A 24,958-nucleotide genomic window follows, 5' to 3' on the forward strand; every position below is an offset into this window, starting at 1 on the left:
CCAACGAGTGGCCCCCTCCGGGGGAAACGTCTGTGCGGGTCATGTTGGGACCGGGACAGGCCGGGCAGAACAGGTGGAGGACCCCACGTGAAGACCACGTGAGGCCACGCGTGGGGAGTGCGGCGGGCCGGGACGCCGCCTGCCCGCCCCGCGCAGCACGAGCCGGACGAGCCGCGGGAGGCCGGCAGGTGTCGAGCGCAGCCGAGCAGAGGGCAGTTCAGGGTGCCGGCGCGGTGCCCGATGTGGCCGCCGCGCCGCGGCGCCGTGGGCGTGGCGGTCGCCGCCGGGACGCGGTCCCGGCGCCGGGACCGCCGGTGTGGCCGGGGGCGCCCACGCCGCTCGGCGCGCGGTACCGGGTGGGGCCGGACGGGGTGGCGGGGACGAACTTCGCGCTGTGGGCGGGCGGGGCCGAGGCCGTGGAGCTGTGCCTGTTCGGCGTGGACGGCGCCGAGACGCGGGTGCCGCTGACCGAGCTGACCCATGAGATCTGGCACGGCTTCGTGCCGGGCGTCCGCCCCGGGCAGCGGTACGGCTACCGGGTGCACGGCCGCTGGGACCCGTGGACGGGCGCCCGCTGGAATCCGGCCAAGCTGCTGCTCGACCCGTACGCGCGTGCGGTCGACGGTGACTTCACGCTGCCCGCCGAGGTGTACGGGCACGTCCGGGACTGGCCGGAGCAGCATGTCGCCGACACCGTCCGCGACACCCGGGACTCCGCCCCGTACGTGCCGAAGGGGGTCGTGGTCCACGACGAAGCGCCCGGTGACGAGTGGGCGGACGACCGCAGGCCCAAGACGCCCTGGGCCGACTCGGTCATCTACGAGCTGCACGTGCGGGGGTTCACGCGCCGCCACCCGGACATCCCCGAGGAGCTGCGCGGCACGTACGCGGGGCTCGCCCATCCGGCGGCGATCGACCATCTCGTACGGCTCGGCGTGACGGCGGTGGAGCTCCTCCCCGTGCACCAGTTCGCGCACGAGGACCATCTGCTGCGGCGGGGCCTGCGCAACTACTGGGGCTACAACTCGATCGGCTACTTCGCGCCGCACGCCGCGTACAGCGCGTCGGGAACGGCCGGGCAGCAGGTCGGCGAGTTCAAGCGGATGGTGCGGGCGCTGCACGCCGCCGGGATCGAGGTGATCCTCGACGTCGTCTACAACCACACGGCGGAGGCCGGGGAGCTCGGCCCGATGCTGTCGCTGCGCGGCATCGACAACCGGGGCTACTACCGGCTCCAGGGGGACGCCAGGCGGTACGCGGACTACACCGGCTGCGGCAACACGCTGCACGTGGTGCAGCCGCAGGTGCTGCGGCTCATCACGGACTCGCTGCGGTACTGGGTCACCGAGATGGGCGTCGACGGCTTCCGCTTCGATCTGGCGGCGGCCCTCGCCCGGTCGATGCACGACGTGGACATGCTGTCGCCGTTCCTCGCGGTGATCGCCCAGGACCCGGTGCTGCGGCGCGTCAAGCTGATCGCCGAGCCGTGGGACGTGGGCAACGGCGGCTACCAGGTGGGCGCGTTCCCGCCGCTGTGGACCGAGTGGAACGACCGCTACCGGGACGCCGTGCGGGACTTCTGGCGCGGCGCGCTGCCGGACGTACGGGATCTGGGGTACCGGCTGTCCGGGTCGAGCGACCTGTACGCGTGGGGCGGCCGCCGCCCGTACGCCTCGGTCAACTTCGTCACCGCGCACGACGGGTTCACGCTGCGGGACCTGGTGTCGTACGAGCGCAAGCACAACGAGGCCAACGGCGAGGGCAACCGCGACGGCACGGACGACAACCGGGCGTGGAACTGCGGCGCCGAGGGCGAGACCGACGACCCCGGCGTCACCGCGCTGCGCCGCCGCCAGATCCGCAACCTGCTCACCACGCTGCTGCTGTCCACGGGTGTGCCCATGCTGGTCGCCGGGGACGAGATGGGCCGTACGCAGGGCGGCAACAACAACGCCTACTGCCAGGACAACGAGATCGGCTGGCTGGACTGGTCCCTGCGCGACGAGCCCTGGGCGGCCGAGCTGCTGGCGCTGACCCGGCGGCTGCTGGGGCTGCGCCACACGCACCCCGTGCTGCGCCGCCGCGCCTTCTTCTCCGGCCGCCCCCAGGCCGCGGACGGGCTGCGGGACCTGGCGTGGTTCACGACGGCGGGTACGGAGATGACGGAGGCCGACTGGTACGCGCCGTCGGCGACGGTGTGCCTGTACCTGTCCGGGCGGGACATCCCGGGGCGGGACGCGCGCGGCGAGAAGATCACCGACGACAGTTTCCTGGCGGTGCTGCACGCGGGCGCCGCCGATGTGGAGTGCGTGCTGCCGGGGCCTCCGTGGGCCCGGTCGTACGAGCTGCTGCTGGACACCGCGCGGGAGGAGCAGTCGGAGGCGCCGGGCACGGTGCACGCGGGCGGTGAGGGGGTGGCGGTACCGGCGCGGTCGGTGCTGCTGTGGCGGGTGCGGGAGTGAGCGCGGCGGGCCCGGCGCGGCTCAGGCCCGGCCGAGGATGCCCCGGTCGTAGGCGGCGGCGACGGCCGCGGCCCGGTCCTTCGCGCCCAGCTTGGCGTAGATGTGCGTCAGATGGGTCTTCACGGTCGCCTCGCTGATGAACAGCTCGGCGGCGATCGCCCGGTTGGAGGTGCCCCTGGCGACGAGTTCGAGGACCTCGCGCTCCCGGGCGGAGAGCGTCTCGCCGCCTGCGGCACCCGGCGAGCGTACGGCGGAGACCAGCCGGGAGGCGACCGCGGGCGACAGGACCGTACGGCCGTCGGCGGCGGCCCGTACGGCCGTGAACAGCTCTTCGCGCGGGGCGTCCTTGAGGAGGTAGCCGGTCGCGCCCGCCTCGATCGCCGGGAGGGTGTCGGAGTCCGTGTCGTACGTGGTGAGGACGAGGACCTTGGCGCGGGCGCCGCGCCGGGTGAGCTCGGCGATCGCGTCGACCCCGCCGCCGCCCGGCATGCGCAGGTCCATCAGGACCACGTCCGGGTCGAGCCGCAGGGCCAGCGCCACGCCCTCGGTGCCGCCGGACGCCTCCCCCAGCACCTCGAAGCCCGGTTCGGCGGTGAACATGCCGCGCAGCCCGTCGCGTACGACGGGGTGGTCGTCGACGATCAGCAGGGTGACGGGCGCGCCGGCCGGGTCTCCGGTCATGTCTCCGGTCATGTCACTGGTCGGGTCACTGGTCATGGCGCACCAACGGTACGTGGGCGGAGACGGCCGTGCCCCCGCCCGGCTCGGATTCGACCGTGACGGCGCCCGCGATCCGGGCCGCGCGGGCCCGCATGCCGTCCAGGCCGAAGCCGCCCGCCAGTACGTCGCCGGAGCGGCGCGGCCGGGCGTCCGGGTCGAACCCCCGGCCGTCGTCCCTGACGTCCAGGGTCACCTCGTCGCCCATGTACGAGAGCGTGACGCCGACGCGGCCCGCGTCGGCGTGGCGGCCGGTGTTGGCCAGGGCCTCCTGCGCGATGCGCAGCAGCGTCGCGGCGACCTCGTCGTGCAGCGGCTCCTCGGTGCCGGTGACGGTGAGACGGGCGGTGACGCCGGTGCGTTCGGACCACGCGGTGACGGTCTTCCGCAGCGCGTCGGGCAGTGTGTCGTGCTCCAGCGCCACCGGGGCCAGGTTCTGTACGGAGCGGCGGGCCTCGCCCAGGCTGTGCCTGGCCAGTTCCACGGCCCGCCGCAGATGGACGCGGGCGCGTTCCGGGTCGTCGTCCCGGGTGCCGGTGACGACCTGGAGCTGGGCGATGACCCCGGTCAGGCCCTGGGCGATGGTGTCGTGGATCTCGGCCGCGAGGCGGCGGCGCTCGTCGGCGACGCCCGCCTCCCTGGCCTGGACGAGGAGTTGGGCGTGCAGGGCCGCGTTCTCGGCGAGCGCCTGCTCCAGGCGGGCGTTGGCGCGTTCCAGCTCGGCGATGGTGGCGGCGCGTTCGGCGGCCCGCTCGGCCTCCTTGCCGCCCAGGTGCGAGAAGACCAGGGCGAGGCAGACGTTGAGGGCGAGCAGCCCGGCGAAGGCCCCGGCCTGGAGCAGGCCGCGCGGCGGCAGCCCGCCGGACTGGGAGCCGGCCATCGTGACGGCGGTGACGAGCAGTCCTGGGCGTACGGCCCTGCGGGGCAGCAGCCGCTCGGCGTCGAAGTAGCCGGGGAGCGCGTACACGGCGAACCACGGGTTGAGCAGGGTCAGGGTGAAGGCGAGGGCCGTGCGCAGCGCGAAGTACACCGTGTCGCGCGGCGCCCGGCGCCCGCGCGGGCCGCCCCACCACAGCTGGAGGGCGAGCGCCGCCACGATCAGGACGGCGGCCACGTACCTCTCGGCCCGGGTCATGACCAGGTGGGCGGCGGCGCCGCCGATGGCGGTGCCGAGCCCCAGCAGAACGTACGGCCCCCAGCGGTAGAACCGGTCCCAGCGTTCCTCGACCGTCGTCGTCATGGCGTCCAGTCTCCTGTGTCGCGTCGCGCCGGTGACCGCGGGCTTCGCGCCGGTGACCGCGGGCTTCGCGCCGGTGACCGCGGGCTTCGCGTCACTCCCAGCGGAACCAGCGGGCGGCGGCGCCGGTCAGCAGGGCCGTCCACAGGACGAGGACCCCGAGGTGCGTCCAGCCGGGCCAGGCGCCGGACGCGGCGCCCGCCAGCGCCTCGGACGCGGCGCCGAAGGGGGTGAGGTGGACGATCCGCTGCAGCGTGTCCGGCATCGCCTGGACCGGGAGCCAGACCCCGGCCGTGAACATCGAGGGGAAGAAGACCGCCGAACCGAGCGCGGTGGCGATCTTCTGGGTGCGGGAGACCGCGCACACGGCCACGCCGAGGGAGAGCGCGGCGGCGGTCGCGCACAGCAGGGCCAGCAGATATCCGGCGGGCTGTTCCGGGAGGCGTACGCCGAAGGCGAGCCGGCCCAGGACGACGACCAGCAGGGCCGACGCCAGCGCCACGACGGCGTGCACCACGAGCTGGGCGGTCAGCAGGGCGGACGGCCGAGCGGGCGTGACGGACATCCGCCGCAGGATGCCGCGTTCGCGATAGCCGGTGAGGACCGGCGGCAGGGCCTGGAGACCGGCCATGGTCAGGGCGAACAGCACGGAGGCGGGCACGTACATGTCGATGACGCGCAGTCCGCCGAGGTCGTCGGACGGCTCGCGGAAGGAGGGGATCGAGCCGAGGATCACCAGCAGGACGGTGGGTGCGCCGACCACCCAGAACAGGGAGCCGGGCTCGCGCCGGAAGAGCCGGGCCTCGGTCCGCAGGACGGTGGTGTCGAACCGTACGCCGGTCATGCGTCTCCTCCGGTGATCTCCAGGAACGCGTCGTCGAGGGTGGCATCGGTGACGCGGAGTTGATGGGCCGTGACCCGCAGGCGGGCCAGCAGGGAGACGACCGCGTCGACGGTCGCGTCGGTGCCCTCGATGACCACCCGGCCCCGTTCGGTCGTCACGGACGCGGCGTACGGCAGCGCCGCGAGCTCCTCCTCGTCCAGTGGGGCGGACGGGGTGAAGGAGATGACCGTGGAGACGGTCGCGCGCCGGATCAGCCCCGCCGGTGTGTCCAGGGCGGCTACCCGCCCCTGGTCGATGACGGCGATCCGGTCGCAGAGCCGCCGCGCCTCCTCCATGAAGTGGGTGACGAGCAGGATGGTGACACCGCTGTCGCGTACGTCCTCGATGAGCGCCCAGGTGTCACGGCGGGCCCGCGGGTCGAGGCCGGTGGTCAGCTCGTCCAGGACGACCGCCCTGGGGTCGCCGACCAGGGCGAGGGCGATGGACAGCCGCTGCTTGAGGCCGCCGGACAGCGCCGCGTACCGGGTGGTGAGGTGGGCGGTGAGGCCGAGGCGCTCGGCGAGTACCCGCCAGTCGGCGGGGCGGGGGTAGAAGGAGGCGTACAGGGTGAGCGCCTCGCGGACGGTCAGCTTCGACTGCAGTTCGCTCTGCTGGAGCTGCGCGCCGAGCAGGTGCGTCACGCGGTCGTGGTCGGCGACCGGGTCGAGGCCGAAGACGCGGACGGTCCCGGCGTCCGGGGCGCGCAACCCCTCGACGCACTCCACCGTGGTGGTCTTGCCCGCCCCGTTGGGGCCGAGGATGCCGAAGACCTCCCCCTCGGCGACGGTGAAGGACACGTCGGCGACGGCGACCTTGTCGCCGTAGACCTTGCGCAGCCCGCGCACGTCGATGACCGGTGCGCTCCTGGAGCGTGCCGTCGTGGACGCCGGTGCCGCCGTTGTCGCGGGTGCCGCCGTTGCCGCCGTTGCCGCCGTTGCCGCCCTTGTCGTCATGCGTACGAGCCTGCCGGTGAGCGGCCGTGACGGACATCGGCCATCGCGCTCGGACCGGCATCGGCCGATCGGTTGATCCCGGCGTACGACCGCGAGCGGGCCACGGGAAAACCGCGTGAGGGATGTCAGTGGTGAACCTTAGGCTCGGTCCTGATGCTGCCGATGACCGAAGACCCCGAGACCGCCGCCCCCGAGGCCACCGCCCATCCGCCCCAGAAGCGCTCCGCCGTGCGCTCGTTGCTGCGGCTGTGGCCGTACGTGCGGCCCGTGCGGACGCGCTGGGCGGTCGCCGCGGTCGTGGCCGTCGTCGCGTCGTGTCTGAGCCTGGTCATCCCGCTCGTCCTGAAGTGGATGGTGGACGGACCGGTCGCCGTCGGCGACACGCGCGGCGTCTGGCTGGGCGCGCTCGCGGTGCTGGCGCTCGGTGTGGCGGAGGCGCTGCTGTTCGGGCTGCGGCGGTGGCTGGTGGCCCGGCCGCTGGCCGGGGTCGAGGCGGCGCTGCGGGCGGATCTGTTCCGCCGGCTGCAGCGGCTGCCGGTGGCGTTCCACGACCGGTGGGCGTCGGGGCAGTTGCTGTCCCGGGCGACCACCGACCTGTCGCTGCTGCGGATGTTCCTGGCCTTCCCGCTGACGTTCCTGTTCGTCAACGCGGTGACGGTGCTGGCCGGTTTCGTGGTGCTGCTGGTGCAGGAGTGGACACTGGGGCTGGTGCTGCTGCTGCCGGTGGCGCCGCTGATCGTGGTGTGCTCGATGTTCGAGACGCGGTACTCGATCGTGGCGCGCCGGGCGCAGGACCAGGTGGGCGATCTGACGACGGTCGTGGAGGAGAGCGTCCTCGGCATCCGGGTGATCAAGGGGTTCGGGCGGCACCGCAGCCAGGGCCAGGCGTTCCGGGCGCTGGCGGAGCGGCTGCGCGGCACCGAGCTGGGCAAGGCCCGGCTGCTGGCGGGGATCTGGGCGGTCATCACGGTCATCCCGGAGCTGGCCGTCGGAGCCGCGCTGGTGCTCGGCACGGTGCAGGTGGCGGACGGGACGCTGTCGGCGGGCACGCTCGTGGCGTTCCTGTCGACGGCGCTGGCGCTGCGGTGGCCGGTCGAGTCGATCGGCTTCCTGCTGGCGATGAGCCAGGAGTCGGCGACGGCCGCGGAGCGGTACTTCGAGGTGATGGACCAGGCGGAGGAGGAGGACGCCGGGAAGGCCGCCAGCGGGGAGGGGCTCGGGGGCGGCAACGGGCTCGGGCACGGCAACGGCCTCGGGGGCGCGGTCGGCGGCGGCGGTAAGGCCGTCAGCGGGGAGGGGTACGGCGGCGGGACCGGGCTCGGGGGCGGGAAGGGGCCCGGGGGCGCGGTCGGCGGCGTACGGTTCGAGGGCGTCGAGTTCCGCTACCCGGACGCGGCGGACGACGCGCCGCCCGTGCTGGCAGGTGTCGACCTGCACATCCGGCCGGGCGAGACCATGGCGCTGGTCGGCGCGACCGGCTCGGGCAAGACCACGCTCACCGCGCTGGTGCCCCGGCTGCACGAGGTGACCGGCGGGCGGATCCTGCTGGACGGCGAGGACATCACGGCGATGTCCCGCGAACGGCTGCGCGCGCTGGTGTCGGTGGCGTTCGAGGAGCCCACCCTGTTCTCGGCGAGCGTCGGGGAGAACGTGCTGATGGGCGCGGCGGCCGGGGCGTCCGGCGACCCCGAGTTGCGGCGCGCGCTGACCGTCGCGCAGGCCGGGTTCGTGGACGAGTTGCCCGACGGCACCGGCACCCAGGTCGGCGAGCAGGGGCTCAGCCTGTCGGGTGGGCAGCGGCAGCGGCTCGCCCTGGCGCGCGCGGTCGTCGGACAGCCCCGGTTCCTGGTCCTCGACGACCCGCTGTCCGCGCTCGACGTGCACACGGAGGCGCTGGTGGAGGCGGCCCTGCGCGAGGTCCTGCGGGACACGACCGCGCTCGTGGTGGCGCACCGGCCGTCGACCGTGCAGCTCGCCGACCGGGTGGCGCTGCTGTCGGAGGGCCGGATCGCGGCGGTGGGCACCCATCAGGAGCTGCTGCGGAGCAGCGCGGAGTACGCCTGGCTGATGTCGGGCGCGACGGACGAGCGCGGAGGAGACGGGCGATGACGACGGGGGATTCGTTCGAGCGGGACGCGCTGCCCGCCCCGAAGGGCGCGACCGGCGCGCTGCTGCGTTCGCTGCTGGCGCCGCGCCGCGCGGGCGTGGCGCTGTCCGCGTTCCTGCTGCTGCTCCAACAGGCCGCCGTGCAGGCGGGGCCGCTGCTGGTGGCGTACGCGATCGACCGGGCGGTGCCGGCGCTGCGGGGCGGCGACCACGGACCGCTGGTCGCGGTCGCCGTCGGGTACGCGCTGTGCGCGGTGGGCGCCGCGCTGTTCCAGTACGCCTTCATCCGGGCGTCGGCCCGGGTCAACCAGGACGTGCTCATCGACCTGCGCGGGCGGATCTTCCGGCACGCGCAGGCGCTGAGCGTGGACTTCCACGAGCGGTACACGTCCGGCAGGCTGATCTCCCGGTCGACGACCGATGTGGAGTCGCTGCGGGAGCTGCTCAGCGAGGGCCTCCAGGAACTGGTGGGCGTCATCCTGTCGTTCGTCAGCATCGCGGCGCTGCTGCTGTGGCTGGACTGGGGCATCGGCGCGGTCGCGGTGGCCTCCTTCGTACCGCTGTATCTGCTCGTACGGATGTACCAGCGGCGGGCGGCGGTGGCGTTCGGGGCGCGGTCGACGGCGATCGCGTCGGTCATCGTGAAGTTCGCGGAGACGATGAACGGGATCCGGCCGGTGCGGGCGTTCCGCCGGGAGCGGGCCAACGACGAGGCGTTCCGGGAGCTGAACCACCACCACGAGCGGCGCAACGGCGACGCGATCCTGGAGATGGCCCGCTATGTCGTCGGTTCCCGTCTGGTCGCCAACACGGCGGTCGCCGGGATGGTCCTGTGGGGCGCCTGGCGGGTCGCGGACGGCACCCTGGCGCTGGGTGTGCTGGCGGCGGCCGTCCTGTACATGCGGCGGCTGTACGACCCGATCGACCGGCTGGCGATGTTCCTGAACGCGTACCAGTCGGCGGCCGCGTCCCTGGAGAAGATCGCCGGACTGCTCGCCCAGCGGCCGAGCGTGCCGGAGCCGGTGGCACCCCGCGAGCTGCCGTCCCGCCCGTCCGACAGGCCGGGCCGCGAGATCGTCTTCGAGGACGTCGCCTTCTCCTACCGGACGGGTGGCGAGGTGCTGCCGCGCTTCCGTCTGACGATCCCGGCGGGCCAGACGGTCGCGGTCGTCGGATCGACGGGCGCGGGCAAGTCGACACTCGCGAAGCTGCTGGCCCGCTTCTACGACCCGACCGGGGGCCGGGTCCTCATCGACGGCGTCGACCTGCGGGACCTGGCCGTGCCCGAACTGCGGCGCGGCGTGGTGATGGTGACGCAGGAGGCGTTCCTGTTCTCGGGGACGGTCGCGGACAACATCGCGATCGGCCGCCCGGACGCCACGCGGGACGAGATCGAGCGCGCCGCGAAGGCGATCGGCGCGCACGACTTCATCGCGAGCCTCCCGGACGGCTACGACACCGACGTCCGCAAGCGCGGCGGCCGCATCTCGGCGGGCCAGCGCCAGCTGGTCGCGTTCGCCCGCGCGCTGCTCGCCGACCCGGCGGTGCTGATCCTGGACGAGGCGACCAGTTCGCTGGACATCCCGGGCGAACGGGCGGTGCAGCGGGCCATGGACACGGTCCTGCACGGCCGTACGGCGGTGGTGATCGCGCACCGGCTGTCCACGGTCGAGATCGCGGACCGGGTGCTGGTCATGGAGCGCGGCCGGGTCGTGGAGGACGGACCGCCGTCCGCCCTGATCGCCGACGACGACGGCCACTTCGCGGGCCTGCACCGGGCGTGGCGGGACAGCGTGGTGGGCTGAGCTCCGGCGGGCGATACCAGCATTCGGTTCAGGTTTCCCTGAATTCAGGAAGTCCTGTACTTTCAGGGTGTGCTGACCATCGCCCCCGACATCGAGGTGCTGGCCCGTTTCGGCCGCGCGCTCGCCGACCCGATCCGCTGCCGTCTGCTGCTCGCGCTGCGCGAGGCCCCGGCGCACCCCGCCGACCTGGCGGAGGCCCTGGGCGTCTCGCGCAGCCGGCTGTCGAACCATCTGGCGTGCCTACGGGACTGCGGCCTGGTGGTCGCCGTTCCCGTGGGCCGGCGCACCCGCTACGAACTCGCCGACGAACGTCTGGGTCACGCGCTGGACGACCTGCGCGCCGCCGTGGTCGCGGTCGACGCGGACGCCCGCCCGGACGCGGCCTGCCCGGACGCCGAGGGGAAGGGCTGCTGCCGATGACCGCCATACCCCTCGGGCCCTCCCCGGCCCGGCGGGACGTGCTCGCCCGCCGTATACGCCTGCTGGTCGCCGCCACGATCGCGTACAACCTCGTCGAGGCGGCCGTCGCCCTCACCGCCGGGACGATGGCCTCGTCGACGGCGCTGATCGGCTTCGGGCTGGACTCGCTGATCGAGGTCTCGTCGGCGGCCGCGGTCGCCTGGCAGTTCTCCGCCCGCGACCACGCGGTGCGCGAGGCGAGGGAGCGGACCACGCTGCGGATCATCGCGGTCTCGTTCTTCGCGCTGGCCGCCTATGTGACCGTCGACGCCGCCCGCGCGCTGACCGGCACCGCGGAGGCGGAGCGTTCGGTGCCCGGCATCGCCATCGCCGCGCTCTCGCTGGCCGTGATGCCGTTCCTGTCCCGCGCCCAGCGGCGCGCCGGGCGGGAGCTGGGCTCCGCCTCAGCGGTGGCCGATTCCCAGCAGACGCTGCTGTGCACCTACCTGTCGGCCGTCCTGCTCGTCGGCCTGGTCCTCAACGCCGCTCTCGGCTGGTCCTGGGCGGATCCGGTCGCCGCTCTCGCCATCGCCGCGATCGCGGTCAGGGAGGGCCGCGACGCCTGGCGGGGCAAGGGCTGCTGCGCCACCCCGGCGGCGGCGCCGCCCGCCGCGCCGACGAGGGCGGTCGTGGCGGCCGCCCCGGCGGACGCGTGCGCCTGCCGTACGGAGTCCGGCTGCGGCGACTGACGCCGCCCCCGGCGGACCGGCGCGGGGACACCGGTCCGGTCGGCTGGATGCCGACCGGGCCAGCGGGGTCGGCCCGGCGCCGACAGGCCAGCCCGAGGCCGACGGTCAGCGCGACGCCGTCGGGGTCACGACGGGGTCAGCCCGAGGCCGGCATGGTCAGCAGCGTGCCCATCGCGGCGAGCACGGACGGCTCGACGCGGTAGTAGACCCAGGTGCCGCGCCGCTCCGAGCTGAGCAGCCCGGCCTCCTTGAGCTTCTTCAGATGGTGGGAGACGGTCGGCTGGGACACGCCGACGTCGGAGATGTCGCAGACGCACGCCTCCCCGCCCTCGTGCGAGGCCACCGCGGAGAACAACCTCAGCCGTACGGGGTCGCCGAGCGCCTTGAACATACGGGCGGCGATCTCGGCCTCGTCGGCGCTCATGGGACGCTCGGTCAGCGGCGGGCAGCACGGCACCACGCCCTGGTCGACGGGTTCCAGCAGGGGCAGCACCTTCGCATTCGACATACATCTATGTTGACACACGTCGAACCACTGGGCGAGGGGGTGGCCCGGCACTCGCGACCCGCCGACCCCGCCGACCCCGTCGACCCCGTCGACCCCGTCGACCCCGTCGACCCACCGACCCGCCGACCCGCCGACCCGTCGACCCACGACCCGTCGACCCCGTCAACCCGCCGACCCTGCACCCGCACCCCGGAGCCGACAGTTGACCGATTCCGTAAATCGACAGATGTCTATGTTGACGCCCATCGAATCAGGTGCCATGCTGGCCGCACAAGTCATCGACACACGTCGAAACACGCTAGGAGTCGCCGTGAACGCGCCCGTCCGCACCACCGAGCTGCCCGTCGTCGTGATCGGGGCAGGCCCCGCCGGTCTGGCCGCGGCCGCGCATCTGACCGACCGGGGCATCGAGCCCCTCGTGCTCGAAGCGGGCCCGGCGGCCGGAGCCGCCGTGCGCGAATGGTCGCACGTGCGCCTGTTCTCCCGGTGGGGCGAGGTCATCGACCCCGCCGCCGAGAAGCTGCTCGCGCCGACCGGCTGGGTCAGGCCGGACCCGGCGACGTACCCGTCCGGTGGCGACTGGGCCGAGTTCTACCTCCAGCCGCTCGCCGACGCCCTCGGGGAGCGGATCCGCACCGGCGCCCGGGTCACCGGCGTCTCCCGCTCCGGCCGCGACCGGATCGTGGACGCGGACCGCGAGGCCCAGCCGTTCGTCGTCCACGTCCAGTACGCCGACGGCTCCGAGGAGCGGCTGTTCGCCCGTGCGGTGATCGACGCGTCCGGCACGTGGGCCGTTCCGAGTCCGGCCGGCGGCAGCGGCCTGCCGGCGCTCGGCGAGAAGGCCGCCGCCGACCGGATCACCTACCGCGTCCCGAACCTCAAGGACCCGGCCGTACGGGCCCGTTACGCGGGCAGGCGCACCGCGGTCATCGGCTCCGGCGCCTCCGCGTTCACCGCCCTGGCGTCCCTCGCCGACCTGGCGAAGGCCGACGACGGCGGCGGCACGCGGGCCGTGTGGATCCTGCGCCGCGGCATCTCCGGCTCCACCTTCGGCGGCGGAGCGGCCGACCAGCTGCCCGCCCGAGGTGCGCTGGGCCTCGCCGCGAAGGCCGCCGTGGACGAGGGCCACGCCGACGCGGTCACCGGCTTCCGCACCGACGCGATCGAGCGGGACGCCGACGGGCGCCTGGTCCTGGTCGCCGAGGACGGCCGCCGCCTGGAGCCGGTGGACGAGGTGATCGTCCTGACCGGCTTCCGCCCGGACCTGTCGTTCCTCTCCGAGCTCCGCCTCGGCCTCGACGAGCGCCTCCAGGCGCCGGTGGAGCTGGCGCCGCTGATCGACCCCAACCAGCACTCCTGCGGCACCGTCTACCCGCACGGCCACCGCGAACTGTCCCACCCCGAGCAGGGCGTGTACCTGGTCGGCATGAAGTCCTACGGCCGCGCCCCGACGTTCCTCGCCCTGACCGGCTACGAGCAGGTCCGCTCCGTCGTCGCCGCGATCGCCGGGGACACCGAATCCGCCGACCGCGTCGAACTCACCCTCCCGGAGACGGGCGTGTGCGGCGGCGCGGGCCTCTTCGACACTCCCGGCGCCGACACCGACGCCGGTGCCGACGCGGGCGGTTGCTGCGCTCCGGCCCCCGCCCTCGTCCAGGTCGGCGTCGGTGCCCCGGCGGCCGAGCGGCAGGAGGACAAGGCGTCGGCCGACGGCTGCTGCGGTTCCTGACCGGGCCGCCCCGGGCCGGCAGAGGCCGCGACCGCCAACTCCCCCCGGGCGGCGGCTCCGTGACACACGGGGCCGGGGAAACAAGTGACGCGCGTGACCCGGCTGGCGATAATCCTCGAAGATGTCGACCCGGACGGGACGGCACGAGGGGTCACCGGGTCACCGGTCGTCGATCGCGCGTCGCCGGACGGGGCCGCGGGACGCGGAACGGGGACCGCGGGGCGGGGCCGCGGGGCCCGGGACGCGGAGGTCGGGGTGCCGGAGACGGAGTCGCGGAGTGCGGACGAGGCGCTGGCCTCGGCGGTCGTCCGGGTCATGGGACGGCACGGCACCCTGGGGGGCGCGGGCTTCCTCGTCGCCCCCAGGACCGTGCTGACCTGCGCGCACGTGGTGTCGGACGCGCTGGAGCGGCCCCGGGACGAGACCCCGGCGGACGGCGCCGCACTCACCGTCGACTTCCCGCTGGCCGGCGGCAGGACCCGCGCGGCCGGTGCCGGTGCCGGCACAGCAGGCGTCGAGGCCGAGGTCCAGCACTGGATACCGATCCGGCCCGACCGTACGGGCGACATCGCCGTCCTGCGGCTGCGGGACACGGTCCCCGGTACCCACCCGCTGCCCATGGCCGACCCCGAGAGCGTCTGGGAACACGGGGCGCGCGCCGTCGGGTTCACCGACGGCGAGCCGGCCGAGACCTGGTTACGGGGGACGTTCAGCGGCGCGACGAGCGAGGGCTGGCTGCAGCTCTCGCGGGCCGACGGGCAGGCCGCGCACGTCAAGCGGGGCTTCAGCGGCGGCCCCGTCTGGGACAACGAACTGGACGCGGCGGTGGGCCTCGTCGTGGCGGCCCAGCCGGAACGCGACGCCCAGCAGGCGTTCGCCCTCCGTACGAGAACCCTGCTGGCGGAGATCCCCGAACTCGCCCCGGTCATCCTCCCGCCCACCCCCTTCCGGGGACTGTCCGCGTTCGGGGAGGACGACGCCGACGTCTTCTTCGGGCGGGACGACGACATCGAGGACGTGGTCACCGCACTGCGCGGCGACCACTCCACCGTCACCCTGTACGGGCCGTCGGGCTCCGGCAAGTCCTCGCTGGCGCTGGCCGGCGTGGTGCCGAGGATGCGGCAGGCCGGGTACGACGTCCTGGCGGTGAACGCCGGGCAGATCTCCTCCCCGCGCGCCGCGCTCGCCACCGAGCTGTACGAGGCCGTCCGCTCCGGGCGGTACGGAACCCCGCGCGCGGACAGCGTGGACCAGGTGGAGGGCTGGCTCGCGGACAAGGGGCTCGCGGACACGCTCCACCGCGTCCGGGGCACGGCGTCCGGGAGGCTCGTCGTCGTCCTCGACCAGGCCGAAGCGCTCCTGGACCGCACCGACACCGAAGTCGCCGAGGCCGTCGAGCTGTTGTTCCCGGACAGGCCGGGGCGTACGGGGGGCACGGGGCGTACGGGAGGCACGAGCAGCCGTACGGGTGGGGCCCTGCGCGTGCTGGTCACGCTCCGGGCCGACTTCATGGACGAGATGCTCACCCACCCGCGCCTCGGCCCCGCACTGCGCGGCGGCACGACGCTCCCGCTCACCCCGATGACCCGGGACCAGCTGGAGAAGGTCATCACCAAGCCGATCGAGCGGCTCCCGGCCGTGGAGTACGACCCGGGCCTCGACCGCCGCATCCTCGACGACGCGGGCGGCGAACCGGGAGTCCTGCCGCTGCTCGGATTCGTCCTGGAGCAGCTGTGGGAACGGCGGCGCGGCGGACGGCTGCGGTCGGCCGCGTACGACCGGATGCGGGGCGTCTCCGGAGCGCTGGAGCGACACGCGGAGCAGGCGTGGCGGGAGTGCGTGGGCGAGCGGGAGCGGCCGGAGGCGCTGCGGCTGCTGACCGGTCTGGTGCGGGTGCCGCCCGGCAGTGACACCCCGCTGCGCCGCAGGCTCACCCGGGAGGAGGCGGGCGAGGAGCGGTGGCGGATCGCGCGTTCACTCGCCGAACGGCGTCTGCTGGTCCTGCGCGGGGACGAAGGGGAGCCGGAGACCGCCGAGCTGGCGCACGAGGCGCTGATCACGGCCTGGCCCGCACTGTGGGCGCAGGTGCGGGCCGACGGCGCGTTCCTGGCGGGCCGTGCGGAACTGGCGCACGACCGGGACCGGTGGGAACGGGAGGGGCGCTCCCCCGATCTGCTGCCCCGGTCGCCGCAGCTGCAGGCCGTGCGGCGCTGGCTGGGCGACCGGGAGCCGGAACTGTCGCCGGAGGAACGCGAGTTCCTGGCGCTCGCGCGGCGCCGCCGCGGGGTGCGGCAGGCCCGGATCCGGGCGGCGTGGACGGCGGTCGCGGTGGCGCTGGCCCTGATCGCGGGGCTCGGCACGTTCCTCGTGCAACAGGCGGACATCAGCGAGCAGCGGGAGGCGGAGGGGCGGTCCCGCGCGTTCGCCGGGCTCGCTGAGGAGCTGGTGGCGACGGACCCGGGCCAGGCCGCACTGGCCGCCGTCGCGGCGTACGACATCGCGCCGACGCAGGAGGCCAGGAGCGCGCTCATGCGCGGTTACGACCGGTTCAAGGACGCGGAGTGGGCGCTGACCGGCACCGAGGGGAAGATCTCGGTGCTCGCGATGAGCGCGGACGGCAGGGTGACCCTCATCCGGTCCACCACGGGCCGCGCGACGCTGTTCGTACGTACCGGGGGCAGGATTCTGCGCAAGCAGCTCCGTCTCCCGGTCACGGTCCTCGCCCCGCTGGTGAGCGGGGACGGGCGGCGGATCGGCTACCTGGCGGCGGGGAGCGGCGGACTGACGTGGCATGACGTGGACCTCTCAGCGAAGAGCGCGGACGACCTGGTGGGCCCGGCCCGACCGGTGCCGCCCGGGGGCTTCGAGGCCCCGGAGCCTTCGGCGTTCGCAGAGCCCGTCGGCGTCGCGGCCTTCTCCCCCGACGGACGCCGGGTGGCGGCGGTGGCGAAGGACGGCCGCCCGTGGCTGTGGGACCTCGCCACCGGACGCTCCCGTGAACTGCCGAAGCGCACGCCCGGCCTCCAGTCGGTGTGGTTCGGTCCCGACGAGAACACCCTCGTCGTCCAGCGGCGCGGGCGGTGGACCCAGCAGGCGCCGATACTCGCCCTCGACATCCCCACCGGTAAGACACGTGAGCTCGCCAAGTCCCGTGCGGAGTCGGGCGTCGCCCAGATCGGCCTGTCGGCCGACGGCGGCGTGCTGGCCGTGTGCGAGAGTGGTGCCCGCGCGTCCGATGCCGGCTACCGGGCCGTACGCGTGTCCGACGGCCGTGAACTGCGGCGCCACAAACCCGAGTTCGGCCTGTCCTGTGGCCCCATCGCAATCGACGCGACAGGATCACGCTTCGGCGTGCGGAACGGCGGCGGCTGGGAACTGGTCGACACCCGGGGCGACGGAACCGTGCAATCCGGTGGGCCCAGCCACATCGGCCGCAACAAGCTCTCGGCCTTCCCCCTCCTCGGCACCCCCGACGCACCCGTCATCGTGTCCTGGGACGAGACCATGGTGACCGGTGAGCGGCTCGCCACCGAGGAGAGCAACGTCGACAGCCCGCCGGTGCTGCTCACCGGCGGCACCACCCTCCTGGTCCACCTGGGCAAGCGCGGCGAGAAGCTGGCCCTGATCGACACGGCCGACGACCTGTCAGCGGCGGACGGTCGTCTGAAGATCCTCACCGAGGTGGACCGGGACATGTCGACCGCGCCGGACCCCTCGCAGAAGCTGAACGTCAACCGCGCCGAGACGCTGGTCGCCGACCTGACCGGCCGGAACAGGATCACGGTCAGGGAGGTTCCCTCCCTGCGCCAGGCCGCCGAGATCACCACCGCCGTGCCGCCCAAGGGCACCAACGGCGAACCGGAGCCGGTGGAGTCGCTGTTCGTCACCGACGACGAGCTGGTCACCGTCTCGGGCAGCCGGATCGAGCACTGGAACGCCCGCACTGGCCGGCCTCTGTCGAAGCCGTTCGACGTCGCCGACCTCCGGCTCCCGGCCAAGACGGCCGCCGCGACCGGCACCGGGGCAGGGGCCGGGGCCGGTGCCGGGGCCGGGAAGAAGAAGCCGAAGTTCCTTCTGGACCCGCACCCCGAGCCCGGACACGTGCAGATCATGCTCGAAGACGACCCCACCCTCTACGCCGTCGACCTGCGGACAGCCACCGAGACCGAGAGGCTCCGCGTCCGGCTCAGCCCCGATGTCGTCAACGCCGTACTCGACCAGACCGGCCGGTACGCGGCGGCGAGGACCAAGGGCGACATGATGGAACTGTGGTCGCTGCGGTCCGGCACGTCGCCGGAGAGGATCTTCGGCCCGCTGGGCCCCCTGAAGAAGTACGACGGGTACAAGGGCGGGTTCCTGCCGGGGACCTCGGTGTTCTTCCTCGCCAACGAGGACTACGTACGCTTCCTCCACCCCGGGGACCTGAGCCGTAACGAGTCCTACGAGTTCGCGGACCGCCACACCTACTTGTCGGCGGCCAGGGACGGCAAGACGCTGCTCCGGGTCGAGAGCAGAGGGGAGGTCGACCTGTTCCGCCTCGACCCCGCCCGCTGGAAGACCCACCTGTGCTCCGTGCTCGGCCCGGACGCCGCGGCCGACACGCGCGCCAGTCTCCTCCCGGGGCGCCCGGACCGGATCTGCCCGAACTGACGGGCCCGCCGCTCACCCGCCGTGGTGCTCAAGGAGGTGGCGGCGCAGCAGCACGTTCGCGTCGGTGGCCGCGCTGTGGTCCGACCGGATCCGGGCGTCGGCGCGCCACGCGGCCAGGTCCAGGCAGTCGGCGCACCCCACCACGGGCGCGGGCGGACGATCCGGGTCGTACCGCCGCCCGTTGGCCGCCCGCACCCCGGCGCTCATCCGCTCGGCCGGGGTCGCGGGCCGGATCCGCGCGGGGTCCGCCTCCCACTCCCGGCCGCCGCCGACGGGCCGGAGCATCGCATACGGGCCGACGGCGGCCCGGTACTCCCCCACCCGCGCCGCCTCCTGGTCGTAGACAAGCGTTCCCGATTCGATCTGCTGTTCCATGCATGCTCCGTACGTGGATCACGCCCCACCCGACGCGGGCGCCCGATTACCGTGAGTGGATCCAGAGTTGCTCAGCGCGTCGGCGCGTCTCAACGCCCGGCGCGTGCCATTGATCGACTGTCACGGAGGGGGACGCGGTGAGCCGACGCAACGCCACGGGAGGGGCGGCGGCGACGACCGCCGCCGTGTTCGGCGAGGTCCTGAAGCACTACCGCGAGGCGGCACCCCTCACCCAGGACGCGCTGGCCGCGCGGATCCCCTGCGACCGGTCACAGATCGCCCGCGTCGAGGCGGGCACCCGGGTGCCGCAGGACGTCTTCGCCCAGAAGTGCGACGAACTCCTCGGCACGGGCGGGGTGCTGCTGCGCCTGTGGAGCAAGATCGACTGGTACCCGAACGTCGAGCATCCGGACTGGTTCAAGCGGCGGGCGGAGATGGACGCGGAGGCCGTGGCCGTACGCGCGTATCAGACCCAGGTCATGCCGGGGTTGCTGCAATCTGAGCCCTATGCGCAAGCACTGTTCTCCGATGTCGCCGACGACGCGGAGGCCGAGGAACGCGTCCGGGCGAGGCTGAGTCGGCAGCAGCGCTTCCTCGACCCGGCCGGGCCGCTGTACATCGTGGTACTGGACGAGAGTTGCCTACGGAACGTGGTGGGAAGCCCGACCGTCATGCGTGATCAATGCGCCCATCTCCTGACCATGGGGCAACGCCCCAACATCCGCATCCAGGTGGCCCCCGCCCACCACCCCAAGCTCATCCGGCCCAAGACGTCGATGTCGCTGATCTCGATGCCGGACGGGCACGACTGGGTGTACTCGGAGTCGCTCAACAGGGGCCATTTCCAAGACGATCCGGCCGTCTACGCCCGCCACAGCCGTGCCTATGATGTGCTCAGGGCGGATGCCCTGTCAGCCGGGGAATCGGCCGCTCTGATCAGCGACGTGATGGAAGGGTACGAGCGCCATGGAGTGGATCAAGAGCAGCTACAGCGACCGCGACGGCGGCGACTGCATCGAAATAGCCCCCGCTACCCCCGGCGTCGTCCCCGTCCGTGACAGCAAGGCCCCCGGCGGCCCGGTGCTGGTCTTCGACCGGTCGGCCTGGTCGTCCTTCGTGTCGGGCGTCCGGCGCGACCGGTTCGACGCTTAGAACTCCTGCCTCGTCCGCCTCCCGCGTTCACTGGGCGATGACTCATGCCATAACCCGACGGCTCACCGGCGCGAACACCCCCACCTGGCGCGGACCGCAGCCGGTGGCCGCACGAACCTCCAGCCCCTGCTCGACACCCTCGGCGCTCAGATCCCTCGCGATACCCCGGAAGACCCTCATCGGCGGGTACGGCGGGCAGCTCCCGTTCCTGCGGAGCGGAACCGGGTTCTGGCGGCGCCGCCGTGACTGGCAATGCCACATCCTTGACTCCGCGCGCCGTCCTTCCGGATCCGCCTGGGCATTGCGGTCCACCGCCTTAGCCTTCGGTGTTGGGTCCATGCCAATCAACCGGAAGGAACGCGATGCGATCCGCTCTGCGCACCACGGCCGTTGGTGCCGCCATATCCGCCGTCGTCGGGTCCTTGACTCTCATCGGCGCCACGCCCGCAGCCGCCGCCACCACCTGCAGTGGGTGGGACGGCACGGTGAAGGGCTGGTTCTCCGTGTGCAGGGAGGACATTGCGGACGGCGATGAGGGAGGGGTGTCCGGCTACGCCGAGCGCAGGCTGGGGGGTACCACCTACGCCCGCGCTGAATTCCGCGCCAATGGCGAGTGGTGGCACATCACCAACAACACGGCACAGCTCGTGCGCGTTTTCCGCTACGTCAACGGCAGCATCCAGCCCAAGGTCTCCGTCGCTGCCGGCAAGTCCGAGTCCATCAACTCCTCTTACGCCGAAGGCGCCAAGGTCCGGGTTCAGATCTGTGTCGCGGACCGAGGTTGCACCGTTCTGGACAATCTGGTCGCTTGATGACGGGCAGCGGGGGGCCGCCCCGTAGGGCGGGTACCGGGCCCGATCAGCGGGCTCGTTCACGGACCTGGCAGCGCAGGAGTTCGTGGGTGACCTGGCCGGTGCCGTCGTCCCGCCAGGCGGCGAAGTAGTAGTACGTCGCGCTCTTCTGCGGCAGGTCGTGCGGGAGGTAGGCCACTGGCAGCCGGTCCGGCCCTGGTAGAGGATGCGTGGACGGTCTCCCGCATCTCGTAGGGGCCCTCTCCGCGCGGCGCCAGTCCTCGTGAGGACTCCACACGGCCGGTCAGCCGGATGCATCGCTCTCGGCGACGCCGAACGGCATCTCGAACCGGGTCGCTCACCTGGGCGTCGTCCGGAGGGTGACCCTCACGCCCGCCGGGCGGGTCCGAACTCGTGGACGACCTCGATCCGGCCGACGATATGGGCGTTGAACTCGTCCAACTCGTCCGCCGGGACCCACAGTTCGAGGATCGTCTCGCCACCCGCCCGCTGCACCGGGTAGCGGGAGACGAAGGCCGTGTCGATCTCGAAACGGGTGACGTAACCCGCGCCGTCGAACCGCACGTTCCAGTCGCGGGCGATGCGGATCGCGTAGTCCTCGTTCAGGACCGGGTAGAAGATCGGCTGCTCCGGCAGGCGGGGCGGCCAGGCTCGCCAGTCCAGGTCGCGTACCAGGTCCAGCTCCACGGGGCCGGTCGGGCGCCACAGGGTGGTCGTCGGCCGGATGGCGGGGCTGGTCATGGTCCTGTCCTTCGCTCGTACGGGGGTGGGGGTCGCACCGTATCCGGTGGGCGGGCGGGCGGACGAGCGGGTTTCCGCCCGTCAGGCCAGGGCGTCCGCCAGGAGCGCGGCCGCCTTCGCGACCAGCGGGTTGTCCGCAGCGGCGGCCGCGTCGGGCTTGGTGGTGAGGACCGCCAGGACGAGCGGCTGACGGCCCGGGGGCCAGGTGACGCCCACGTCGTTGTTGGTGCCGTACGAGCCGCCACCGGTCTTGTCGGCGAGGGCCCAGTCGGCGGGGAGCCCGGCGCGGAAGCGGGCGACACTGGTCGTGTTGGCGAGCAGCCAGCCGGTGAGCCGGTCCCGGTCGGCCGGCGCCAGGGCGTCGCCGAGAACGAGACGGCCGTACGTACGGCCGATGGCGCGGGGCGTGGTGGTGTCGGTGACCCGCCACGGCTCGGCCGAGTTCAACTCCGGCTCCCACCGGTCGAGTCGGGTGACCGGGTCGCCCACCGAGCGCGCGAACCGGGTGACGGCCGTGGGGCCGCCCAGTTCCCGGAGAAGGAGGTTCGCCGCCGCGTTGTCGCTGTGGGTGATCGAGCACGCGCACAGCTCGGCGACCGTCATCCCGGCCGCGACGTTCTCCTCGCGGCCGGTCACCGGAGCCCAGCCCGCGTCCTTCGCGAACTGCTCCGTGTAGTGGACGCGGCGGGCCAGGAACTCGCCGTCGCGGTCCAGGTCCCGCAGCACGGCCGCCGCGCCGAGCGTCTTGAACGTCGAGCACATCGGGAAGCGTTCGTTCGCGCGGTACGCGACGGTGCGGCCCGTGCCGGTGTCGTGGGCGTAGACGCCGAGGCGGGCGCCGTGCTCCTCCTCCAGGGCGCGGAGCCGGCGCGCCAAGCCGCGCGGCGCGGCGTGTGCCGTACCGGCGGGCGCTAAGGCGGCCAGGGCGGCGGCCGCTCCCACGCCGGCCGCCAGGATCCCCCGGCGGCTCGGGCGGGCGGAGGCGACGGGGGCGGCGGCGTCGAGGGGAGCGGTGGGGGGTGTGGGGGTCGTCGGGCCGGGGATTTCAGGGCGCACGCTCGATGCCTTTCTCGTACGGATGGCGGGCATAGGTCACGACGTTCCCATCCGCCCCACCGGTTGCAGGGGCCACACGCCGCAGCGGGGCCGGCTCCGCCGGCGTGGCGCGGCGGCCGGGGCGTGGGTGCCATCGACGGAAACGTCCGGTTAACGAACATGACTTTTCAGGCAACGGACGAGTTCCGGCCAATGTGTTGACGCGGTCCTGACAGGTGCGGCGCGTAGCTGTCACTCTTCCCCCGTTCTCCGCACCACTTGCTCCGCCGCTCTGTTTGCACCACCCGAGGGGCATACCCAGCCCCCGGGACCCCCCTCGCAAAAGGAGTCTGCGTGAGATCCACGCCCAGCCGTCGCGCCACCGCGACCGGCGCTCTGATAGCCGCCGCCGCCATGCTCACCGTGAGCGTCCAGACCGGTGCGGCCACCGCCGACGACCGCTCGACGGCAGCCCCCCGGTCCCAGTCGGCGGGCCAGGCCGACCCCGGCTCCCTGCCCGCCGATCTCTCCCCCGCCCAGCGCACCGCGCTGATACGCGCGGCCGACGCCGGCAAGGCGGCCACCGCCAGGGAACTGGGCCTCGGCGCCCAGGAGAAGCTGGTCGTCCGCGATGTCGTCCAGGACCGCGACGGGACCACCCACACGCGCTACGAGCGCACCTACGCCGGACTCCCGGTCCTCGGTGGCGACCTCGTGGTCGCCGAGACGAAGGCGGGCAGGACCGAGAGCGTCACCAAGGCGTCCCGCGCTGAGCTGAAGAACGTCGACACCAGCGCCGACGTCGCCCCCGCGAAGGCCGAGGCGCAGGCGCTGGCCGCCGCCAAGGCGGAGGGCTCCAAGGCGACGAAGGCGGACCAGGCGCCGCGCAAGGTGGTCTGGCTGGCCCAGGGCAAGCCGGTCCTCGCGTACGAGACGGTCGTCGGCGGCATCCAGCACGACGGCACCCCCAACGAGCTGCACGTCGTCACCGACGCCACCACCGGCGCGAAGCTGTACGAGTGGCAGGCGGTCGAGACCGGCACGGGCAACACCCAGTACAGCGGCCAGGTGACGCTCGGCACCGCGCAGTCCGGCAGCTCCTTCACGCTGACCGACGCCGCGCGCGGCAACCACCGCACGTACAACCTCAACCGGGGCACGTCCGGCACCGGGACGCTGTTCTCCGGCTCCGACGACGTGTGGGGCGACGGCACCCCGTCGAACCTGGAGACGGCGGGCGCGGACGCCCACTACGGCGCCGCGCTCACCTGGGACTACTACAAGAACGTGCACGGCCGCAACGGCGTGCGCGGCGACGGCGTCGCGCCCTACTCGCGCGTCCACTACGGCAACAACTACGTCAACGCGTTCTGGCAGGACGGCTGCTTCTGCATGACGTACGGCGACGGCTCGGGCAACGCCAAGCCGCTCACCTCCATCGACGTCGCCGCGCACGAGATGACCCACGGCCTCACCTCCAACACCGCCAAGCTCGTCTACAGCGGCGAGTCCGGCGGCCTGAACGAGGCGACGTCCGACATCTTCGCCGCCGCCGTCGAGTTCCACGCCAACAACGCCACGGACAAGGGCGACTACCTGGTCGGCGAGAAGATCGACATCCGGGGCAACGGAACGCCGCTGCGGTACATGGACAAGCCGAGCAAGGACGGCAACTCCAAGGACGCCTGGTACTCGGGCATCGGCAGCATCGACGTCCACTACTCCTCCGGCCCGGCGAACCACTGGTACTACCTGCTCTCCGAGGGCAGCGGCGCCAAGACCATCAACGGCGTCAACTACGACTCGCCCACCTCCGACGGCCTGCCCGTCACCGGCATCGGCCGCGACAAGGCGTCGCTGATCTGGTTCAAGGCGCTCACCACCAAGTTCACCAGCACCACCAACTACGCGGCCGCCCGCACCGGCACCGTCGCGGTCGCCACCGAGCTGTACGGCGCCGGCAGCGCCGAGGTGAAGGCCGTCGAGCACGCCTGGGCCGGCGTCAACGTCGGATCCCGCCCCGGTGGCGGCGACCCCGGCCCCGGCAAGGTCTTCGAGAACACCGCCGACGTCAACATCCCCGACCTGGGCACCGCGTCCTCGCCCGTCTCCGTCACCGGCGTCGCCGGCAACGCCCCCTCCGCCCTGAAGGTCGGCGTGGACATCGTGCACACCTGGCGCGGCGACCTGGTCATCGACCTCGTCGCCCCGGACGGCTCGGCCTACCGGCTGAAGAACTCCAGCTCGTCCGACTCGGCCGACAACGTCCAGGAGACCTACACGGTGAACGCCTCCAGCGAGGTCGCCAACGGCACCTGGCAGCTGCGGGTCCAGGACGTGGCCCGCTACGACACCGGCTACATCAACAGCGTCAAGCTGACCTTCCCGTAACGGCGACGCGTCCTCACGGACACGTCGTCACATGGACGTCGCGACATAGACGTCGTCACATAGGCGTCGCGACACGGACGTCGTCACATGGGTGCCATCGTGTGCGGCCGCTCGGGGCTCGTCCCCCGGGCGGCCGCACGCGCGTCCAGAGGTTCGGAGCACGCCCGCGGGGAGGCTCGCCCGAGGGGGGCGCTCCGGTGCCCCCGCCTCCTCCCCGAGGACGGCTCCGGGGTCCGCCGGACGGCCGAGGAGGG

At 73.3% G+C, this 24,958-nt stretch carries 19 protein-coding genes and 1 pseudogene; 11 read left to right on the forward strand and 9 right to left on the reverse strand.

Features of this window, described 5'->3' with window-relative positions:
- The first annotated feature begins 242 nt into the window (after positions 1-242).
- A complete protein-coding gene (gene glgX, locus ACGF5U_RS07080; protein ID WP_392711288.1) occupies positions 243-2,462 on the forward strand; it encodes a glycogen debranching protein GlgX in 2,220 nt (739 codons plus the stop codon).
- A 21-nt stretch (positions 2,463-2,483) separates the two neighbouring features.
- On the opposite strand, the gene ACGF5U_RS07085 is transcribed toward glgX, so the two are convergent.
- The 4 genes from ACGF5U_RS07085 to ACGF5U_RS07100 form a co-directional block, all read right to left on the reverse strand.
- Positions 2,484-3,143: a response regulator gene (locus ACGF5U_RS07085; RefSeq protein ID WP_392711290.1), complete on the reverse strand. Its 660-nt coding sequence runs from the start codon at positions 3,141-3,143 to the stop codon at positions 2,484-2,486.
- A 25-nt stretch (positions 3,144-3,168) separates the two neighbouring features.
- Positions 3,169-4,419, reverse strand: a complete 1,251-nt coding sequence (locus ACGF5U_RS07090; protein WP_392710985.1) for a sensor histidine kinase — start codon at positions 4,417-4,419, stop codon at positions 3,169-3,171.
- A 91-nt stretch (positions 4,420-4,510) separates the two neighbouring features.
- Positions 4,511-5,260: an ABC transporter permease gene (locus ACGF5U_RS07095; protein WP_392710986.1), complete on the reverse strand. Its 750-nt coding sequence runs from the start codon at positions 5,258-5,260 to the stop codon at positions 4,511-4,513.
- Positions 5,257-6,252, reverse strand: coding sequence for an ABC transporter ATP-binding protein (locus tag ACGF5U_RS07100; RefSeq protein WP_392710987.1), 996 nt, complete (start codon positions 6,250-6,252; stop codon positions 5,257-5,259). The genes ACGF5U_RS07095 and ACGF5U_RS07100 overlap by 4 nt, the downstream gene beginning before the upstream one ends.
- Before the next feature lie 162 nt (positions 6,253-6,414).
- On the opposite strand from ACGF5U_RS07100, the gene ACGF5U_RS07105 reads away from it, so the two are divergent.
- The 4 genes from ACGF5U_RS07105 to ACGF5U_RS07120 all read left to right on the forward strand — a co-directional run bounded on the left by ACGF5U_RS07105 (position 6,415) and on the right by ACGF5U_RS07120 (position 11,311).
- On the forward strand, positions 6,415-8,361 hold the full coding sequence (locus ACGF5U_RS07105) for an ABC transporter ATP-binding protein (RefSeq protein ID WP_392711292.1): 1,947 nt from the start codon (positions 6,415-6,417) through the stop codon (positions 8,359-8,361).
- A complete protein-coding gene (locus ACGF5U_RS07110) occupies positions 8,313-10,163 on the forward strand; it encodes an ABC transporter ATP-binding protein (RefSeq protein ID WP_392711294.1) in 1,851 nt (616 codons plus the stop codon). The genes ACGF5U_RS07105 and ACGF5U_RS07110 overlap by 49 nt, the downstream gene beginning before the upstream one ends.
- A gap of 69 nt (positions 10,164-10,232) precedes the next feature.
- Complete coding sequence (locus ACGF5U_RS07115; RefSeq protein ID WP_392710989.1) at positions 10,233-10,583, forward strand: ArsR/SmtB family transcription factor; 351 nt, start codon at positions 10,233-10,235, stop codon at positions 10,581-10,583.
- Positions 10,580-11,311, forward strand: coding sequence for a cation transporter (locus ACGF5U_RS07120; RefSeq protein WP_392710991.1), 732 nt, complete (start codon positions 10,580-10,582; stop codon positions 11,309-11,311). Before ACGF5U_RS07115 ends, ACGF5U_RS07120 begins: the two co-directional genes overlap by 4 nt.
- A gap of 136 nt (positions 11,312-11,447) precedes the next feature.
- Here ACGF5U_RS07120 and ACGF5U_RS07125 read toward each other — a convergent pair whose 3' ends face one another.
- Positions 11,448-11,819 carry an ArsR/SmtB family transcription factor gene (locus tag ACGF5U_RS07125; protein WP_392710992.1) on the reverse strand — a complete coding sequence of 124 codons (372 nt, stop codon included), beginning with the start codon at positions 11,817-11,819 and terminating at the stop codon, positions 11,448-11,450.
- Positions 11,820-12,129: 310 nt separating this feature from the next.
- Here ACGF5U_RS07125 and ACGF5U_RS07130 point away from each other — a divergent pair, with 310 nt between their 5' ends.
- Together ACGF5U_RS07130 and ACGF5U_RS07135 are read left to right on the forward strand one after the other, a co-directional pair.
- The gene (locus ACGF5U_RS07130; protein WP_392710994.1) at positions 12,130-13,548 is read left to right on the forward strand and encodes an NAD(P)-binding domain-containing protein; all 1,419 of its coding nucleotides are present in this window, start codon (positions 12,130-12,132) and stop codon (positions 13,546-13,548) included.
- 255 nt (positions 13,549-13,803) lie between these two features.
- Positions 13,804-18,198: a trypsin-like peptidase domain-containing protein gene (locus tag ACGF5U_RS07135; protein ID WP_392710995.1), complete on the forward strand. Its 4,395-nt coding sequence runs from the start codon at positions 13,804-13,806 to the stop codon at positions 18,196-18,198.
- Positions 18,199-18,210: 12 nt separating this feature from the next.
- On the opposite strand, the gene ACGF5U_RS07140 is transcribed toward ACGF5U_RS07135, so the two are convergent.
- The gene (locus ACGF5U_RS07140; protein WP_392710997.1) at positions 18,211-18,573 is read right to left on the reverse strand and encodes a hypothetical protein; all 363 of its coding nucleotides are present in this window, start codon (positions 18,571-18,573) and stop codon (positions 18,211-18,213) included.
- A gap of 137 nt (positions 18,574-18,710) precedes the next feature.
- On the opposite strand from ACGF5U_RS07140, the gene ACGF5U_RS07145 reads away from it, so the two are divergent.
- From ACGF5U_RS07145 to ACGF5U_RS07155, 3 genes are all read left to right on the forward strand, one after another.
- On the forward strand, positions 18,711-19,631 hold the full coding sequence (locus ACGF5U_RS07145) for a Scr1 family TA system antitoxin-like transcriptional regulator (RefSeq protein WP_392710998.1): 921 nt from the start codon (positions 18,711-18,713) through the stop codon (positions 19,629-19,631).
- On the forward strand, positions 19,594-19,725 hold the full coding sequence (locus ACGF5U_RS07150; RefSeq protein ID WP_392711296.1) for a DUF397 domain-containing protein: 132 nt from the start codon (positions 19,594-19,596) through the stop codon (positions 19,723-19,725). The genes ACGF5U_RS07145 and ACGF5U_RS07150 overlap by 38 nt, the downstream gene beginning before the upstream one ends.
- Positions 19,726-20,087: 362 nt before the next feature.
- Positions 20,088-20,537 carry a hypothetical protein gene (locus tag ACGF5U_RS07155; RefSeq protein WP_392711000.1) on the forward strand — a complete coding sequence of 150 codons (450 nt, stop codon included), beginning with the start codon at positions 20,088-20,090 and terminating at the stop codon, positions 20,535-20,537.
- A gap of 49 nt (positions 20,538-20,586) precedes the next feature.
- Here ACGF5U_RS07155 and ACGF5U_RS07160 read toward each other — a convergent pair.
- The 3 genes and pseudogenes from ACGF5U_RS07160 to bla form a co-directional block, all read right to left on the reverse strand.
- Positions 20,587-20,779: pseudogene (locus ACGF5U_RS07160) on the reverse strand (transposase); the annotation flags it as partial.
- Between the two features lie 124 nt (positions 20,780-20,903).
- Positions 20,904-21,278 (reverse strand): hypothetical protein, encoded by a 375-nt coding sequence (locus ACGF5U_RS07165; protein ID WP_392711001.1) that lies wholly within the window; start codon positions 21,276-21,278, stop codon positions 20,904-20,906.
- 81 nt (positions 21,279-21,359) lie between these two features.
- Positions 21,360-22,367, reverse strand: a complete 1,008-nt coding sequence (bla, locus tag ACGF5U_RS07170) for a class A beta-lactamase (RefSeq protein ID WP_392818342.1) — start codon at positions 22,365-22,367, stop codon at positions 21,360-21,362.
- A gap of 300 nt (positions 22,368-22,667) precedes the next feature.
- Between bla and ACGF5U_RS07175 the strand changes: the two genes are divergently transcribed.
- Positions 22,668-24,704 carry a M4 family metallopeptidase gene (locus ACGF5U_RS07175; RefSeq protein WP_392711003.1) on the forward strand — a complete coding sequence of 679 codons (2,037 nt, stop codon included), beginning with the start codon at positions 22,668-22,670 and terminating at the stop codon, positions 24,702-24,704.
- The last annotated feature ends 254 nt before the right edge of the window (positions 24,705-24,958 follow it).

The organism is Streptomyces sp. NPDC047886 (assembly GCF_043204435.1).
Lineage (GTDB): Bacteria > Actinomycetota > Actinomycetes > Streptomycetales > Streptomycetaceae > Streptomyces.

Bases quoted from the DNA above. Each gene is read 5' to 3' on its own strand.
- ACGF5U_RS07085 (WP_392711290.1), bottom strand. From the start codon at position 3,143: ATGACCGGAGACCCGGCCGGCGCGCCCGTCACCCTGCTGATCGTCGAC.
- ACGF5U_RS07090 (WP_392710985.1), bottom strand. From the start codon at position 4,419: ATGACGACGACGGTCGAGGAACGCTGGGACCGGTTCTACCGCTGGGGG.
- ACGF5U_RS07095 (WP_392710986.1), bottom strand. From the start codon at position 5,260: ATGACCGGCGTACGGTTCGACACCACCGTCCTGCGGACCGAGGCCCGG.
- ACGF5U_RS07100 (WP_392710987.1), bottom strand. From the start codon at position 6,252: ATGACGACAAGGGCGGCAACGGCGGCAACGGCGGCAACGGCGGCACCC.
- ACGF5U_RS07105 (WP_392711292.1), top strand. From the start codon at position 6,415: ATGACCGAAGACCCCGAGACCGCCGCCCCCGAGGCCACCGCCCATCCG.
- ACGF5U_RS07120 (WP_392710991.1), top strand. From the start codon at position 10,580: ATGACCGCCATACCCCTCGGGCCCTCCCCGGCCCGGCGGGACGTGCTC.
- ACGF5U_RS07125 (WP_392710992.1), bottom strand. From the start codon at position 11,819: ATGTCGAATGCGAAGGTGCTGCCCCTGCTGGAACCCGTCGACCAGGGC.
- ACGF5U_RS07140 (WP_392710997.1), bottom strand. From the start codon at position 18,573: ATGGAACAGCAGATCGAATCGGGAACGCTTGTCTACGACCAGGAGGCG.
- ACGF5U_RS07155 (WP_392711000.1), top strand. From the start codon at position 20,088: ATGCGATCCGCTCTGCGCACCACGGCCGTTGGTGCCGCCATATCCGCC.
- ACGF5U_RS07165 (WP_392711001.1), bottom strand. From the start codon at position 21,278: ATGACCAGCCCCGCCATCCGGCCGACGACCACCCTGTGGCGCCCGACC.
- bla (WP_392818342.1), bottom strand. From the start codon at position 22,367: ATGCCCGCCATCCGTACGAGAAAGGCATCGAGCGTGCGCCCTGAAATC.